Here is a 15,736-nt window from a genome sequence, read left to right as displayed (position 1 = left end):
CGATGTCAGCGTCTTGATAGAGGGTTCTGATGCAGGACGACAGGGTGTCATCCTGCATAGCCACCCTGCTTTATCGGGAATTCGGCGCCTGCGGGCCGGACGGGGCCTGCTGCTCGTCGGTCTTCTTCAGCGTATCCAGGACACCGCCGGAGGTCGGCGCGGTGACCGGAGTTCCGCCCTGCTGCGTGGGCGCGCCGGTGCCGATGATCGAGGCCGGCTTGCGGTCATAGCCCGCGTGCCAGGACAGGAACAGGCTGGTCAGGAAGAAGCCGACCGCGAGGATCGCGGTGGTGCGGGTCAGCAGGTTCGCGGTGCCACGGCTCGACATGAAGCCGGCGCCGCCGCCCATGCCCAGCCCGCCGCCTTCGGACTTCTGAAGCAGAACCGCGCCGATCAGCACGGCGACGATCATGAGGTGAATGACGATAGCGACAGTCTGCATCTCAAACCTTCCGTCACGAGCCAACGGCGCCTGATACGGCTGCGCGTCGAAGCTTTGCGGGTTTTCCTGAAGTTGCGCGGTGTTACACGATCGGGGCGGCCATGGCCACCCCTGAAACCGTCGCAGGATGACTTAGGGACACCCGGCCGCAATCGCAAGGAAATCGGCCGCTTTCAGGCTGGCACCGCCGACCAGGGCGCCATTGACGTTGGCGACCCCCATCAGCTCGGCCGCATTCGACGGCTTGACCGAGCCGCCGTAGAGGATGCGCACCTTGGCACCCTCGCCCTTGAAGCGCTCGGTGAGCTGACCCCGGATAAAGCGATGAACGTCCTCAACATCCTCTGCGGTCGGCGTCAACCCGGTGCCGATCGCCCAGACCGGCTCATAGGCCACGATCAGATTGGCCGCGGTCGAACCGTCAGGCAGCGAGCCCTTCAGCTGGGTGCCGCAGACATCCAGCGTCTTGCCGGCGTCGCGCTGCTCGCGGGTCTCGCCGATGCAGACGATCGCGGTCAGGCCGGCGCGCCAGACCGCCTCCGCCTTCTGGCGGATCAGCGCGTCGCTCTCGCCATGGTCGGCCCGCCGCTCGGAATGGCCGACAATGATGGCGCTGGCGCCCGAATCCGCAAACATCTCCGCCGAGAGGTCGCCGGTATGGGCGCCCGAGGCCTTGGGATGGCAATCCTGGGCCCCGACGGCAACCGTCCCGCCCCGCGCCTTGTCCGCAAACGCCGCCACCAGCGTCGCCGGCGGGCAGACCAGCAGGTCGGCCTTTCCAGCCACGGCGCCAGCGCCGGCCAGCATGGCCTCGAATTCGGCAAAAGAGGCCTTCAGGCCGTTCATTTTCCAGTTGCCGGCAATCAGCGGCCGGATGGCGTCGGTCATGGCGGGAATCCTAATTCCATAGCGTTTTCGAGCGAAGTGGATGCCGGTTCGCGTGAAGAAAACGCGTCAAAGCAAGAATCTGGCGGAGGCCATCCGCTAGCAGAGGCTGGCCGCCACTTCCAGTGCATGACCAAACGTTAACTGGGTCAATCCGCCCGGCCGCTGAGGTTGCGACCGCGCGACGGCCACTTTATGATGGCTTTTCAATTCGGTGACGCCCTGTTCGCGAAGCAATCGCCTTAGCCTTGGGCACGACCCGGTTCCCCTCCTGAATAGACAAGTTGGACCCATGCTTCGAGGAATGCGGAAAGCGTCATCAAACTGGCTCGGCAAGACTGTAATGGCCGTGGTGATGGGCGTTTTGATCGTCAGTTTCGGAATCTGGGGCATTGCCGACATTTTCAGGAATTACGGCCAGGGATCGCTCGCCAAGGTCGGCAGCACCGAGATTTCGGCCGAGCAGTTCCGCCAGATCTACACCGAACGGTTGCAGGCGATCGGCCGCCAGATGCGCCGGCCGTTGACGCCGGAGCAGGCCCGCGCCTTCGGCCTTGACCGCCAGGTGCTGCAGCAGACGCTTGCGGAAGCCTCGCTGGACGAGGAAGCGCGCCGGATGGGCCTTGGCCAGTCCGACGCCGAGACGCTGCGCACCATCTACGCCGATCCGAACTTCAAGGGCCTGGATGGCAAGTTCGATCCGAACCGCTTCGCGGCCACGATCCGCAATTTCGGCTACACCGAAGGCCGCTACATCGCCGAGCAGCGCAAGGTCGGCCTGCGCCGGCAGATCGCGACCTCGATCCAGGCCGGGCTCGAGCCGACCAAGACGCAGATCGAGGCGCTGACGCGTTTCCAGAACGAGCAGCGCTCGATGGAATACGTCAAGCTCGAGGCCGCCCAGGCCGGCACCATCGAGGCGCCCTCGCCCGAGGCGCTCGCCGCCTATTTCGAGGATCACAAGGTCCAGTTCCGCGCGCCCGAGTATCGCAAAATCTCCTTCGTCGTCGTGACGCCGGAAGAGATCGGCAAGTGGGAGACGGTGTCCGATGAGGACGCCAGGAAGCTGTACGAGCAGCGCCGCGGCCAGCTCGGCTCGCCCGAGAAGCGCGAGGTGTCGCAGATCGTGTTCCCGAACATGGACGAGGCGCTGGCGGCGCGCAGCAAGATCACCTCGGGCACGTCGTTCGACGACATCGCCAAGGAGCGCAACCTCAGCGCCGCCGACGTCGATCTCGGCCTGGTCGCCAAATCGGCGATCCTCGATCCCGCGGTCGGTGACGCCGCGTTCAAGCTGAATTCGGGCGAGGTCTCCGAGCCCGTGAAGGGCAGCTTCGGCATCGCGCTGGTCAAGGTCGGCAAGATCGAGCCCTCGACGACGCCGAGCTATGAGAGCCTCGCCGGCGAGATTAAGCGTCAGGTGGCGCTGGAACGCGCCCGCTCCAAGGTGTCCGAGCTGCACAACAAGATGGAAGACGAGCGCGGCGGCGGCGCCAGCGTCGCCGAGGCCGGCCAGAAGCTCGGCCTCGCCCCCGTCACCATCGAGGCGGTCGACCGCTCGGGCCGCGGGCCGAACGGTCAGCCGGTCGCAGGAATCCCGGCCGGTCTGGACGTCGTGTCGCAGGCCTTCTCCAGCGACGTCGGCGCCGACAATGATCCGATCCAGTTCGGCAGCGGCTACGCCTGGTTCGACGTGCTCTCCGTCACGCCGTCGCGCGAGCGCAATCTCGACGAGGTCCGCGACCAGGTCGAGGCGAAATGGCGCGAGGACCAGATCTCGACCAAGCTGAAGGCGAAGGCAACCGAGCTGGCGCAGAAGCTCGAAGCCGGCGGCAAGCTCGCCGATGAGGCGACCTCGCTCGGCGTCAAGCTCGAGACAGCGGCGAATTTCCGCCGCGACGGCACCGTGCCCGGCGTGCCCACGGCTGCGATCACCGCGGCCTTCCGCACCGCCAAGGACGGCGTCGGCCAGACCCCGGCCGCCGGCGGCAGCGAGTGGATTGTCTTCCGCGTCACCGACATCACGGTGCCGCCGGTCGACATGGCCTCCAACGAGGTGAAGCAGCTCAAGGAGACGCTGCAGCGCGCGATGAACGACGAGCAGCTCGCGCAATACGTCACCAAGATCGAATCCAACATCGGTGTCACCATCAACCAGGCCGTGTTCGCGCAGGTCACAGGTGCAAATCAGAACTGAGCATGATCCGGAAAAGTGGGAACCGGTTTTCCGACAAGATCATGCTCCAAAGACAAACTGAGCAAGTACGCACATGGATGACCTGAAATCGATCATCGCCAAAGTCGCCACCGGCGCCACGCTGACGCGTGAGGAGGCCTCGAGCGCCTTCGACAGCATGATGTCCGGCGAGGCCACGCCCTCGCAGATGGGCGGCCTTTTGATGGCGCTGCGGGTGCGCGGCGAAACCGTCGACGAGATCACCGGCGCGGTGGCGGCGATGCGCGGCAAGATGCTGCCGGTGAAGGCACCCGCTGACGCCGTCGACATCGTCGGCACCGGCGGCGACGGCTCCGGCTCGGTCAACGTCTCGACCTGCGCGTCCTTCATCGCGGCCGGCGCAGGCGTCACGATCGCCAAGCACGGCAACCGCGCGCTGTCGTCCAAATCGGGCGCCGCCGACGTGCTGGCCGCGCTCGGGGTCAGGATCGACCTGACGCCGGAGCGCGTCGGGCGCTGCGTGGCCGAAGCCGGCATCGGCTTCATGTTCGCGCCCGCCCATCATCCGGCGATGAAGAATGTCGGCCCGACCCGGGTCGAGCTCGCCACCCGCACCATCTTCAATTTGCTCGGACCCTTGTCGAATCCGGCCGCCGTGAAGCGGCAGATGGTCGGCGTGTTCTCGCGGCAATGGGTGCAGCCGCTGGCGCAGGTGCTGAAGAACCTCGGCTCCGACAAGGTCTGGGTGGTGCACGGCTCCGACGGGCTCGACGAGATCACCCTCACCGGCCCGACCTTTGTCGCGAGCCTGGAGAATGGCGAGATCAGGACGTTCGAGGTGACGCCGGCGGAGGCCGGCCTCGAGCATGCCAGCGGCGATGCGCTGAAAGGCGGCGATGCCGAGGCCAACGCGATCGCGCTGCAAAGCGTGCTGAACGGCAAGCCGAGCGCCTATCGCGACGTCGCGCTGCTCAACGCCGCCGCGGCGCTGATCGTCGCCGGCCGCGCCAAGGATTTGAAGGAAGGCGTTGCGATCGGCGCCAGGTCGCTCGACAGCGGCGCGGCTGCCGCGAAGCTGAAACACTTGATTGCGGTTTCGAACAGCTGAGGCGTGACAATGTCGGACATCCTCACCAAGATCGAGGCCTACAAGCGGGAGGAGATCGTCGCCGCCAAGCGCGCGCGTCCGCTCGCCGAGGTGGAGGCGCAGGCCAAGGCGGCGTCGGCGCCACGCGGGTTCCTGCGCGCCATCAAGGACAAGCTTGCGCGCGGCGACTTCGCGCTGATCGCCGAGGTCAAGAAGGCCTCGCCTTCCAAGGGCCTGATCCGTGCCGATTTCGATCCGCCCGTGCTGGCCAAGGCCTATGAGGCCGGCGGCGCGGCCTGCCTGTCGGTGCTGACGGACACGCCGTCGTTCCAGGGCCATCTCGATTTCATGGTCGCCGCGCGCGCCGCCACCGCGCTGCCGGTGCTGCGCAAGGATTTCCTGTTCGACACCTATCAGGTGGTGGAAGCCCGCGCCCATGGCGCCGACTGCATCCTGATCATCATGGCCGCGCTCGACGATGCCGTGGCCAAGGATCTCGAAGACGCCGCGATTGCGCTCGGCATGGACGTGCTGATCGAGATCCACGACCGCGCCGAGCTCGATCGCGCCCTCAAACTTCGTTCGCCGATGATCGGCGTCAACAATCGCAATCTGCGCACCTTCGAGACGACGCTTGCGACCAGCGAGGCGCTGGCGCCGCTGATCCCGCGCGAACGCGTCATGGTCGGCGAGAGCGGCATCTTCACGCCTGACGATCTCGCCCGCCTCGAACGCGTGGGCATGTCGACCTTCCTGGTCGGTGAGAGCCTGATGCGGCAGCAGGACGTCACCGCGGCCACGCGGACGCTGCTGGCGCGCCAGGACGCGCCGCGGGCGACCGGAACGCGCTAGGGCATGGCCAAAAAAGTATCAGGCGAAAGCGGCGCCCTCACCCATATCGACGCCAAGGGCGAAGCGCGCATGGTCGACGTCTCGGCCAAGCCCGCGACCGAGCGCACCGCGGTCGCCGAAGGCCGCGTGCTGATGAGCAAGCAGACGCTGGACTTGATCGTTTCAGGCAATGCCAAGAAGGGCGACGTGCTGGGCACCGCGCGCATCGCCGGCATCATGGCCGCGAAGCGGACTTCGGAGCTGATCCCGCTCTGTCATCCGCTGGCGCTATCGAAGGTGACGCTGGATATCGAGGCCGACAAGAAGATGCCCGGCTGCATCGTGCGCGCCACCGTGAAGGTGACGGGACCGACCGGTGTCGAGATGGAGGCGTTGACGGCCGTGTCGGTCGCCTGCCTGACCATCTACGACATGATCAAAGCCGTCGAGCGCGGCGTGCGCATCGACGGCATCCACCTGGTGGAAAAGCTCGGCGGCAAGTCCGGCCATTATCGCGCCGGCGATTGATCGCGCCCACCTGGCACGAAGTGCTGCTATTTCAGCGACGTCGAGATCGTCGCGAAGTTCGTCGAGAGTTTCGTGCCCACACCCTTCACTGCGCTGATGATCGCGATGGCGATGCCGGCGGCGATCAGACCGTATTCGATCGCGGTGGCGCCGGATTCATCAGCAATGAATTTCTGCAGAAGGTTTTTCATTTTGAACTCTCACATGTACTGAACTGGTGCCAACGCTTCGCAAGCTGCGTGCCAGCTGCGGCTTTGAGCATTTGCATAGGCTTAGATTGTGAATCGAAACTTGCATCGATCTCGGACTCGGCAAGGGATTCCGGGCGACGCGTTGACGCGGCAAAATTTGCAGTTCCCGTTGCGGAACTTTTTTGCGCGAGTTCCGTCTCTCAGAGCGTCAACGTGTTTCGATTTTGCACAAATCGATGTCGCGATGTTGCCAGCCTCCGTAGTGGCACGGTTTTCTCGTCGCGCGCCGGTGGTGATCGCAGCGCGCCACCACCGCTAAGCATTCATTAACCAGGATTACTAACACCAACTCCATCTCATTCCGGTACCGATTGGCGTTGGCCGGAGGTGCGCTGTGACCTGCTTCCGGAAGAGAAGCCTGGAAGCGACCTGGTCTATGAATTCAAACGGCATCGCCTCGTTCCACGTCCCGTCGGTTTTGCGCGGCGGCCCGATCCGCTGGCTGATCCTCGGCGGCACGCTGCTGATCGCCGCGATCGCGATCGGCGCCACCATCATGGCCGGCAATTTCCGCGAACGCGCGCTGCACAACAGCGAGCGCGAGCTGGAGAACACCGTGCTGCTGCTGGCCCGCCATTTCGACCAGCAGCTCGAGGATTTCGGCGTCGTCCAGAAGGACCTGATCGCCTTCATGCAGGCGAACGGAATAGCGACCACGCCGGAGAATTTCAAGCAGCGGATGTCCGGCCAGGGCATCCACCAGATGCTGAAGTCCAAGATGGACGCGCTGGCCTATGTCGGCGCGCTGAGTGTGTTCGACGCCGACGGCAATCTGATCAATACGTCGGTGAGTTGGCCGACGCCGCAGGTCACGACCGCCGACCGCACCTATTTCCGCATCTTCAAATCGAGCCCCTATTCGCCGGACATGCTGGTCGAGCCGGTCTACAGCCGTGTCACCGGCGTCTGGACCACCGTGGTCGCCCGCAAAGTCACCGGTCCGAACGGCGAGTTCCTCGGCGTGGTCGGCCGCGGCATCGAGCCGGCCAATTTCGAGAAGTTCTTTGCCACCGTAGCCCTCGGCGACGGTGCCGCGATCGCGATGCATCACCGCGACGGCACGCTGATCGCCCGTTACCCGCATGTCGATGAGTTGATCGGAAAGAACTACCGCACGGGACCGGCGAGCCAGCAACGCGTCTTCGAGATGGCGCAGACCACCCAGCGACTGATCAGTCCGCTCGATGGCAAGGCCCGCGTGATCTCGTCGCGTGCGCTGACCAAATTTCCGATCGTGATCGTCGCCGCCACCACGACGGAGGCCGCGCTCGCCGACTGGCGCGAGCAGATCAACATCCTGATCGCGGTCGCCGGTGCCTCGGTGCTGGCGATCGCGCTCCTGCTCTATTTCGTGGTGCGCAAGCTGCTACAGCAGCATCAGGCGCAGCAGCGGCGACTGACCATCGAGAAGCTCCGCCTCGACACCGCCGTCAACAACATGACGCAGGGCCTGCTGCTGTTCGATTCATCGCAGCGTCTGGTGATCTGCAACCAGCGCTATATCGAGATGTACGGACTGTCGGCCGACATCGTCAGGCCCGGCTGCAGCTTCCACGACGTCATCGAGCATCGGCGGCAGACCGGCTCGTTCACCGGCGACGTCGACCGTTACGTCAACCTGGTGCTGCGCGACATCACCACGCGCAACATGATGGTGATCGCAACGCCCGACGGCCGCTCGATCCAGGTCGTCAACGAGCCGCTTGCCGACGGCGGCTGGGTCGCGACCCATGAGGACATCACCGAGCGCCGCCGCGCCGAGGAGCGCATCACCCACCTCGCCCATTACGACGCACTGACCGACCTGCCGAACCGCGCGCTGTTCCACGAACAGATCAAGCGCGAGCTGCGCCATGTCACGCCAGACCGCCAGCTCGCGGTGCTCTATATCGACATCGACGAGTTCAAGGGCGTCAACGACTCGCTCGGCCACATGGTCGGCGACGAGCTCCTGAAATCGGTGGCGCGCAGCCTTAGCGGCATCGTCCAGGAGGGCGATTTCGTCGCTCGCCTCGGCGGCGACGAGTTCGCGATCGTCCAGACCGGCGTGAAGAACACGAGCGAGGTCACCGAGCTCGTCGCGCGCATCTACGCCGCGATCCGCCCGCCCTATCAGTGCCTCGGCCATCAGGTGACGACGGACGCCAGCATCGGCATCGCGCTGGCGCCGCAGGACGGCACCGATCTCGACCAGATCCTGAAGAACGCCGATCTGGCGATGTATTCGGCGAAATCCGCCGGCCGCCGCACCTCGCGCTTCTTCGCAGCCTCGATGGATGCCGAAGCGCGCGCCCGCCGCGTCCTGGAGATGGACTTGCGCCGCGCGATTGCCGACGGCACGGGGCTGGAAGTCTATTACCAGCCTTACCTCGGGCTCAGGACCGGCGCGATCAACGGCTGCGAGGCGCTGGTGCGCTGGCGTCATCCCGAGCGCGGCATGATCTCGCCGGCGGATTTCGTGCCGATTGCGGAAGAAACCGGCCTGATCAATCAGCTCGGCGAATGGGTGCTGACGACCGCCTGCAAGGAGGCCGCGAGCTGGCCGGACAATATCCGCCTCGCGGTCAACGTCTCGCCGGTGCAGTTCAGGAGCGGCACGCTGGCGCTCAAGGTGATCGCAGCGCTCGCTGCCTCCGGCCTGCCGGCGAGCCGCCTCGAGCTCGAGATCACCGAGGCCGTGCTGATCCGCGACGACGAGGCAGCGCTATCGATCCTGCACCAGCTCCGCACCGTCGGCGTGCGGATCGCGCTGGATGATTTCGGCACCGGCTATTCCTCGCTGAGCTATTTGCAGCGTTTTCCCTTCGACAAGATCAAGATCGACCGCTGCTTCGTCACCGACATCGCCGAACCGCAGGGATCAGCGGGCATCGTCCGCGCGGTGGTCGACATCGCGACCGAGCGGCGGATGGCCACAACGGCCGAAGGCGTCGAGACCGTGGAGCAGCAGCAATTGCTGCGCGAGCTCGGCTGCTCGGAAATGCAGGGCTATCTGTTCAGCCCGCCGAAGCCCGCGGCGGAAATCCGCGAGCTGTTGCTGACGCACCGCCGCGGCCCGGCTGCCGCGGCCCCACGCACCCGCAAGCGCAAGCCTGTTGCGGGCACGGCTTGAGCAAGTCGCCGATGCCGATCGCCGGTCCTGACCGACAGGCACAGCAAGTCGCCAGCATGAGCGCGACGGCATTGTGATGATCCCGTTCCAGATGAGGTGTTTCATCACCTCGAATTGACGCAGTCCGCGGGTTTGATACCATAGACGGCACCTCAACGCATTGTATGAGCTACCGGAGTCACATCATGGCGTCGAGCTACAGTTATTCCGTCATCCTTGAGCCTCAGGAAGGCGGCGGTTTTACGGTGCTCGTACCCGCCTTGCCGGAAGTGGTGACCGAGGGAGACGATGAGCGGGAAGCTCTTGCCAATGCCGAGGAAGCCATCCGAGCGGTCCTCGAGTATCGACAAGAGCAGGGCATGACGATTCCGGTCGATGCTCTTCCCGAAATCCGCCGCGTCACGGTCGCCGCCTAGGTATGGGCGGCAACAAGCTGCCCGTCGTCAATGGCAGGCGTGTCATCCAGGCTCTAACGAAAGCTGGATTTGTCGTTAACAGAGTCACCGGCAGCCATCATGTGCTGGTCTATCCTGGAGATCCGACGCGAACCGTCACCGTTCCCGTGCATGCTGGGCGCGATCTCAAGCCTGGTACACTTCGTTCGATCATTCGACAGGCCGGCCTGACCGTGGAGGAGTTCGTCGAACTTCTTTAAGCCTCTGTTCCTCGCTCCATACCGCGCCCTGCTCGGCGGAGCTCAAGGTCAAGCATCTCAGAGATGCAAGGCTATCTGTTCAGCGCACCTAAGCCGGCCGTCGAGAATCCGGCAGTTGCCGACGCAGCGCCCCCGGCCGCGCGACATGTTGGGATGGGTTCGTCGTTGCGCTCATCGGGACTGCGCTTGCTTTCGCCATCCGTAGCGTGTCAGGCCCGGTGGTTTGTAGATCGAGAGCACCACGGGCACGACCAGCACCAGCAGGCCGCCGCCGGCATGGACCGCGAGCTGAACTCCCGCCTCGCGCAGATCGACAGCCGGCAGGATCGTTGCTGTGGCGAGCTCGGCCGCGCGATCGATCAGCGCGAGCTTCAGCAGCAGGATCGTCACTGCGACGACGGTCAGCAGCAGCTTGACCAGCACCCAATAGTGTCGAAACAACCCCCAGGGCGTGGCCAATGACTGGACGAGCCCCGTCAGCAGCGACGCCAACGCCATCGGGACAATGACGAGGCGGGCGATCGGCTGCATCGCGAGATAGACCGCGCGGACCACCTGCAGGTTCTGGCTGGTCACGCCGGTGACCGCGAGGACCAGGAAGGCCGCGATCGCGCCCAGCAGGCCCACCGAACTTGTCACGTGCAAGATCAACGCAAACTTGCGCAGGCGGACCGGCATCGTCATCGGCCGCTCTCGGGCATGGCGTGCGCGGCGTCGTGATCGGGGTGTCCTGCGAATGGCAGGAGGTGATGCGATCGGCTGGCGTGCAGCAACACGACCAGCAGCAGGACCACGATCGCGACGGCAATGCCGGAGACCCGCAACCAGCGCGGCATGCCGGGGTAAGAGCGCGGATCGGACAAGCGGAGCTTCCTCGCATTTTCGAAACGAACGCAATGTGCGATAAAAGACAACCTGTCCGGAATCCGTCAATGAACGATCCGGCGCAGGCGTCCGTTACCGGACACTTTGGCCGACTTGACCGGGAAAAATGCCGCGATGACCAGCAAGCCGATCGACCGTCGCGTCGCGCGCACCAGGGCGATGCTGCAGCAAGCCCATATTTCACTGATCCTGACGAAGGGATACGAGGCGACCACCGTCGATGACATCTGCAGCGCCGCCAATGTCGGGCGCTCGACCTTTTACGCGCATTACGCCGGCAAGGACGATTTGCGCCGCAGCGGCCTCGACCATCTGCGCAAGGCGCTGCTCGATCGGCAGAAGGCTGCGCTGGCGCAACCGGAGAACGGCCGGGATCGACGCCTCGGTTTCAGCCTCGCCATGTTCGAGCATGCCCGCGATCACATCGATCTCTACAAGGCGTTGATCGGTGGCCGCGGTGGCGAGATTGCGCTCGGGACGATCCGCAAGATCCTTGCCGATCTCGTGCGCAACGAGCTCGCGGCGACGACCGACAAGACGGCGCCGGACACGGTGCCGCGCGAGTTTGCCGTCCGGTACGTGGTCGGCGCCCTGATGGCCGTGATGACCTGGTGGCTCGACGGCGGCGCCAAGCTGCCGCCCGACCGCGTCGATGCGATGTTTCGGCAGCTGGCGATCAACGGGATCGTAGGCTTGAATGACGGGAGCAGTTCGCAAACCGCCTGAGCGGAAGCGACATGCGGGGACGAACGTCACTCCCGATATCGCTCCACCGATCGTCGCGACGCGCGCTCAATACGCGCCTTGCAGCGGGGTCCAATTCCACTGCGATGGCGTGCCTTGCACGGCGGCCGGGGCTGGTGCGGAGATGGCTGCGAACGGCGCCGGAGCAATCGTCCCCGGATAAGGCGCTTGCGCCACGCTTTCGTCACGCAAAGCCCGGCTGAGATGAATGGCACACCCACCCATCTTCCCGCCGAGCATGTCGTCTTGCGCCTCGGCGATCTCCCGTTCCGCCATGAACTTGCCGGGACTGTCGGCCATCGTCTCGACGTCACCTTCAGCCTTGGCGAAATTATCGCCACTGCATCCGACGCCGACATTAGCTGCATGATGATGGACGTGCTTCGCCTGTGCGGGCGCAAAGGCAAAGACGGCTGCAGCCACGGCGGCTGCACCGAACGACTTCCTGAGCATTGTCCTGTCCTTTTCTTGTTGTACGGTCCGGCAGCATTGCCGACCCGCTCAACAAAACACCGACCGCGTCCATTCGACGCAGCAAATCGACGTGAACGTCCCGCGATTTCGCGCGATCGAAATGTGATCGGCGCTGCCTGCAATGCTCTCATGTGCCGCACACGAGGCACTTGGAGGGTCTTCCCCCTGACGGATGGAGCGCCTCGTCCGCCGTAGCTCAAAGAGCGAAGGCGGAAGCAGGCGCTCCACCCATCCCAAGACTCCTAACGCGAAATATATCCCGCCGCCTCCGGCTTGAACCGATAGATCAGATACGGCGTCTTGTTCTCGGCTTTCCCGCCGTGGAACATCGCCGCCGCCGACACCTGGGACGCCGAGACATACATGTATCCGTCGGCCGAGGCCGTGATGCCGTCGGGCCAGACCATGTCGCGGTCGCTGAGATAGGTGCGGTACTTGCGGTCCGCTCCGATGATGCCGATCGACTTGGTTTCCACGGCCGTGAGATAGATGTTGCCGGCATAGTCGATCGACAGGCCGCCATTGTTGGGCTTGTCCGAGTAGCGCTCGACCTTGGCGCTCAATTCCTCCGAGCCGAGCTTGTCATTGGCAAGATCGGCCGTCTTGATGCGGTACAGCGACTTGCCGCTGAGCGGCGCGAAATAGACCCACTCGGATCTGACGTCCATGGTGATGCCGTCGCAGCCGACCTTGATGATCCCTGGCTTGCCGTCCTTGCCCGGCACGGTCAGGTCGTTGCCGTCGACGGTGATCGGAACGTTCTCCGGCACGGTCGACTTGTCGCCGTCAAGCACGCGGCGGGCGATGCCGGTGTCCATGTCGATCACGATGATCGCAGCGTGCGATCCATCGCCGCCCGGTCCGATATTCTCGTCGGCGATGTAGAACTTGCGGTTCTTCTGGTCGATCACGAGGTCCTGCGGCTGCGATCCCTTCACGGTGACCGGCTCCGGCATGTAGTAGATGCGTTCGAGCTTGTTGGTGCGGGTATTCCAGCCGACCAGCTTTGGCGTAATGTTCGTCCGGAAGCCCATGTCGATGATCCAGACCACACCGGCTTCGTCGGAACGCAGGCCAAGCACGTTGTCGAGATACTGGTCGGTGCCCTTGCGCGGCGTATTCCATTCGGCGTTCGGGAACGGCTCGAACGTCGTCGGCGAGGTCAGCCGCGCGACGCGAACGTCGGGGCTGTAGAATGGATGGTGGCTGAAGATCAGCTGGTTGTCCGGCGTGAACGCGATATTGCCGACCGACTGCGGCAGTTTCGCAAACACCTCCGCCTTGGGGCCGCCGTTGTCGGCTTGCGCCGACGTCGCCATCACGGCTGCGACCGCAAAGCTCGCAAATCGAATCCCTCGTCCCGCGCTTCTCACGTTGCTCTCTCCTTGTGTTTCCCATTGAAGATCCCATGCGCACTCGGCCGGTCTTTCGCCGGCTGTGGGTGCGAGGGATTTTTTTGCGAGGTCGCATGATCGGCATCACGCATGTCGCGCTCGCCGCTCACATCGACCTTTGCGAGCGCGACGTTGCGCGCTATTTTAAACACTGACAATTACGCACTGTTCTGTCCCCTGGTATCACGGAGTGAACCACCATGACGAAGCTCGGCGCCAAGACCTATGACTGCACGGCCGGCTGTCCCGTGGAGGCGACGCTCGATCTGATCGACGGCAAGTGGAAGGCGGTGATCCTCTATCATCTGCTCGACGACACCGTCCGTTTCAACGAGCTCCGACGCCGCCTCTCACGCATCACCCAGCGCATGCTGACGCGACAACTGCGCGAGCTCGAAGCCGACGGGCTGATCCATCGCGAGATCTACGCGCAGGTGCCGCTGCGCGTGGAGTATTCGCTGACGACGCTCGGGCGATCGCTCGAACCGGTCGTGCGCATGCTCTGGAGTTGGGGCAACGACTATCTTGCAGAGCGCAGGTCGCGTCCGCTTGTGCTCAATGCAAACACGCAACTCGCCCAGACCGCGCTTCCGAAAACTGCGGTGACTGCATAGCGGCTTGTCCGCCGCAGCTCAGAGAGCGAAGGCGGAAGCGACATGCGGGATCGGTCCGTCCCCGGATATTGCGCTCGCTCATCCGGGTTGCATTCGCTGTGCGCAAAAAAAGCAAATGGCCGGGACAAGCCCGGCCATCGCGATACGTAAACCTCAGCAGAGAGCCCGGCGCCGGACCTAGTTCGGAACCGGCCGCTTGGTGGCCGTCTTCGTGTCGGCGGCCTTGGCGTCGGCATTGACGCTGACGCCGCGGAGCTGGTTGTAGGCGGCGATCAGCGCCTTGTCGTTCTTCTCGTCCGGCGGGACGTAGGATTGCGAGCCGACCGGCGAGCCGCTCTGCTCGGGACTTTCTCCGGCCAGGTGTCCGCGCATCGAGATCTCGCCCTTGATCTCTGAGCGGGTCTTGAACTCGTCAGGCACGTCCTGCAGCACCTCGATATCGGGCTTGATACCGAGCGCCTGGATCGAATGGCCCGACGGCGTGTAGTAGCGCGCGGTGGTCAGCGCCAGTGCGCCGTTGCCGCTACCGAGCGGAATGATGGTCTGCACGGAGCCCTTGCCGAACGAGCGGGTGCCGATCAGCGTCGCACGCTTGTGGTCGTGCAGCGCGCCGGCCACGATCTCGGAGGCCGAGGCCGAGCCGCCGTTGATCAGCACCACCAGCGGCTTGCCCTTGGTCATGTCGCCGCCGCGCGCGGTGAAGCGCTGGGTCTCTTCGGGATTGCGGCCGCGGGTCGAGACCACCTCACCCCGCTGCATCAGCGTCGAGGTGACCGACACCGCCTGGTCGAGCAGGCCGCCGGGATTGTTGCGGAGGTCGATGACGTAGCCGGCGAGCTTGTCCTGCGGGATCTGCTTGGAGATTTCGGTGATCGCCTTGCGCAAGCCGTCGGTAGTCTGCTCATTGAACGAGGTAATGCGGATATAGCCGATGTCGTTGCCCTCGGCGTGGAAGCGCACCGGGCGGACGCGGATGATCTCTCTGACGATGGCGACATCGATCGGCTTGTCGGCATCCTTGCGGATGATCTTCAGCTTGATCTTGCTGTCGGGCGCGCCCTTCATCTTGTTGACGGCCTGGTCCAGCGTCATGCCCTGGATCGAGTCGTCGTCGATCGCAGTGATGACGTCGCCGGACATGATGCCCGCGCGTGAGGCCGGCGTATCGTCGATCGGCGCGACGACCTTGACGAGGCCGTCCTCCATCGTGACCTCGATGCCGAGCCCGCCGAACTCGCCTCGCGTCGTCTCCTGCATGTCGGCCCAGCCCTTCGCGTTCATGTAGCGCGAATGCGGATCGAGCGAGGAAATCATGCCGTTGATGGCGCCCTCGACCAGCGCGGAATCCTCGGGCTTTTCGACGTAGTCGGTTTTGACGCGCTCAAACACCTCGCCGAACAGATTGAGCTGCGAATAGGTGTCGGATCGGACGGCGGCCTTGGCGACGGCGACGAGGTTCGCCCCCTGCGGCGCGGTAACGAGGAGAGTGAGACACGCGCCCGCAACCGTACCCAGGAGAAAGCCGACATTCTTCCGCATTATCCGCGTCCTTTTTGCGCTCGGGCCGGCAATGTTCTGAAACACAAATCGGCCACCCACCCCGGTATCGGCAACTCACACTGGCTTTTTGGTCGGATCAAGGCCGACCGCCCCGGACC

The 15,736-nt window shown here is 64.4% G+C and carries 17 protein-coding genes; 9 read left to right on the top strand and 8 right to left on the bottom strand.

All coding sequences use genetic code 11. The features are described from left to right. Positions 1-70 precede the first annotated feature (70 nt). Together secG and tpiA are read right to left on the bottom strand one after the other, a co-directional pair. Entirely contained in the window at positions 71-442 is a 372-nt protein-coding gene (gene secG, locus JQ604_RS32170) for a preprotein translocase subunit SecG (RefSeq protein WP_212364728.1), read from the bottom strand. Between the two features lie 132 nt (positions 443-574). Continuing rightward, positions 575-1,330, bottom strand: a complete 756-nt coding sequence (tpiA, locus tag JQ604_RS32165) for a triose-phosphate isomerase (RefSeq protein WP_212364727.1) — start codon at positions 1,328-1,330, stop codon at positions 575-577. 289 nt (positions 1,331-1,619) lie between these two features. On the opposite strand from tpiA, the gene JQ604_RS32160 reads away from it, so the two are divergent. The 4 genes from JQ604_RS32160 to moaC all read left to right on the top strand — a co-directional run bounded on the left by JQ604_RS32160 (position 1,620) and on the right by moaC (position 5,949). After that, the gene (locus tag JQ604_RS32160; RefSeq protein ID WP_212364726.1) at positions 1,620-3,524 is read left to right on the top strand and encodes a peptidyl-prolyl cis-trans isomerase; all 1,905 of its coding nucleotides are present in this window, start codon (positions 1,620-1,622) and stop codon (positions 3,522-3,524) included. Positions 3,525-3,597: 73 nt separating this feature from the next. Next, entirely contained in the window at positions 3,598-4,611 is a 1,014-nt protein-coding gene (trpD, locus tag JQ604_RS32155; RefSeq protein ID WP_212364725.1) for an anthranilate phosphoribosyltransferase, read from the top strand. Between the two features lie 9 nt (positions 4,612-4,620). Then, the gene (gene trpC / locus JQ604_RS32150) at positions 4,621-5,442 is read left to right on the top strand and encodes an indole-3-glycerol phosphate synthase TrpC (RefSeq protein WP_212364724.1); all 822 of its coding nucleotides are present in this window, start codon (positions 4,621-4,623) and stop codon (positions 5,440-5,442) included. Between the two features lie 3 nt (positions 5,443-5,445). Then, positions 5,446-5,949, top strand: coding sequence for a cyclic pyranopterin monophosphate synthase MoaC (gene moaC, locus JQ604_RS32145; protein ID WP_212364723.1), 504 nt, complete (start codon positions 5,446-5,448; stop codon positions 5,947-5,949). 26 nt (positions 5,950-5,975) lie between these two features. Here the strand turns inward: moaC and JQ604_RS32140 are convergent, their stop codons facing one another. Then, complete coding sequence (locus JQ604_RS32140) at positions 5,976-6,140, bottom strand: Flp family type IVb pilin (protein ID WP_212364722.1); 165 nt, start codon at positions 6,138-6,140, stop codon at positions 5,976-5,978. Between the two features lie 436 nt (positions 6,141-6,576). Here JQ604_RS32140 and JQ604_RS32135 point away from each other — a divergent pair, with 436 nt between their 5' ends. From JQ604_RS32135 to JQ604_RS32125, 3 genes are all read left to right on the top strand, one after another. Continuing rightward, complete coding sequence (locus tag JQ604_RS32135; RefSeq protein WP_212364721.1) at positions 6,577-9,312, top strand: bifunctional diguanylate cyclase/phosphodiesterase; 2,736 nt, start codon at positions 6,577-6,579, stop codon at positions 9,310-9,312. A 185-nt stretch (positions 9,313-9,497) separates the two neighbouring features. Next, positions 9,498-9,728 carry a type II toxin-antitoxin system HicB family antitoxin gene (locus JQ604_RS32130; protein WP_212364720.1) on the top strand — a complete coding sequence of 77 codons (231 nt, stop codon included), beginning with the start codon at positions 9,498-9,500 and terminating at the stop codon, positions 9,726-9,728. A 2-nt stretch (positions 9,729-9,730) separates the two neighbouring features. After that, positions 9,731-9,967, top strand: a complete 237-nt coding sequence (locus JQ604_RS32125) for a type II toxin-antitoxin system HicA family toxin (protein ID WP_212364719.1) — start codon at positions 9,731-9,733, stop codon at positions 9,965-9,967. A 171-nt stretch (positions 9,968-10,138) separates the two neighbouring features. Here the strand turns inward: JQ604_RS32125 and JQ604_RS32120 are convergent, their stop codons facing one another. After that, positions 10,139-10,651 (bottom strand): hypothetical protein, encoded by a 513-nt coding sequence (locus JQ604_RS32120; protein WP_212364718.1) that lies wholly within the window; start codon positions 10,649-10,651, stop codon positions 10,139-10,141. Next, positions 10,648-10,830 carry a hypothetical protein gene (locus JQ604_RS32115; protein ID WP_212364717.1) on the bottom strand — a complete coding sequence of 61 codons (183 nt, stop codon included), beginning with the start codon at positions 10,828-10,830 and terminating at the stop codon, positions 10,648-10,650. Before JQ604_RS32115 ends, JQ604_RS32120 begins: the two co-directional genes overlap by 4 nt. 136 nt (positions 10,831-10,966) lie before the next feature. On the opposite strand from JQ604_RS32115, the gene JQ604_RS32110 reads away from it, so the two are divergent. Then, entirely contained in the window at positions 10,967-11,578 is a 612-nt protein-coding gene (locus JQ604_RS32110; protein WP_212364716.1) for a TetR/AcrR family transcriptional regulator, read from the top strand. 66 nt (positions 11,579-11,644) lie between these two features. Here the strand turns inward: JQ604_RS32110 and JQ604_RS32105 are convergent, their stop codons facing one another. After that, positions 11,645-12,049 carry a hypothetical protein gene (locus tag JQ604_RS32105; protein WP_212364715.1) on the bottom strand — a complete coding sequence of 135 codons (405 nt, stop codon included), beginning with the start codon at positions 12,047-12,049 and terminating at the stop codon, positions 11,645-11,647. Between the two features lie 263 nt (positions 12,050-12,312). Further along, positions 12,313-13,443 (bottom strand): L-dopachrome tautomerase-related protein, encoded by a 1,131-nt coding sequence (locus tag JQ604_RS32100; protein ID WP_212364714.1) that lies wholly within the window; start codon positions 13,441-13,443, stop codon positions 12,313-12,315. A gap of 221 nt (positions 13,444-13,664) precedes the next feature. Between JQ604_RS32100 and JQ604_RS32095 the strand changes: the two genes are divergently transcribed. Further along, the gene (locus JQ604_RS32095) at positions 13,665-14,078 is read left to right on the top strand and encodes a winged helix-turn-helix transcriptional regulator (RefSeq protein ID WP_212364713.1); all 414 of its coding nucleotides are present in this window, start codon (positions 13,665-13,667) and stop codon (positions 14,076-14,078) included. Positions 14,079-14,255: 177 nt separating this feature from the next. Here JQ604_RS32095 and JQ604_RS32090 read toward each other — a convergent pair whose 3' ends face one another. Then, positions 14,256-15,617, bottom strand: coding sequence for a S41 family peptidase (locus JQ604_RS32090; RefSeq protein WP_212364712.1), 1,362 nt, complete (start codon positions 15,615-15,617; stop codon positions 14,256-14,258). Positions 15,618-15,736 lie beyond the last annotated feature (119 nt).

This window comes from Bradyrhizobium jicamae (assembly GCF_018130695.1).
GTDB lineage: Bacteria > Pseudomonadota > Alphaproteobacteria > Rhizobiales > Xanthobacteraceae > Bradyrhizobium > Bradyrhizobium jicamae_B.
Note: the sequence above shows the minus strand (reverse complement) of the source record. Positions and strands in the feature narration are given on the sequence as shown.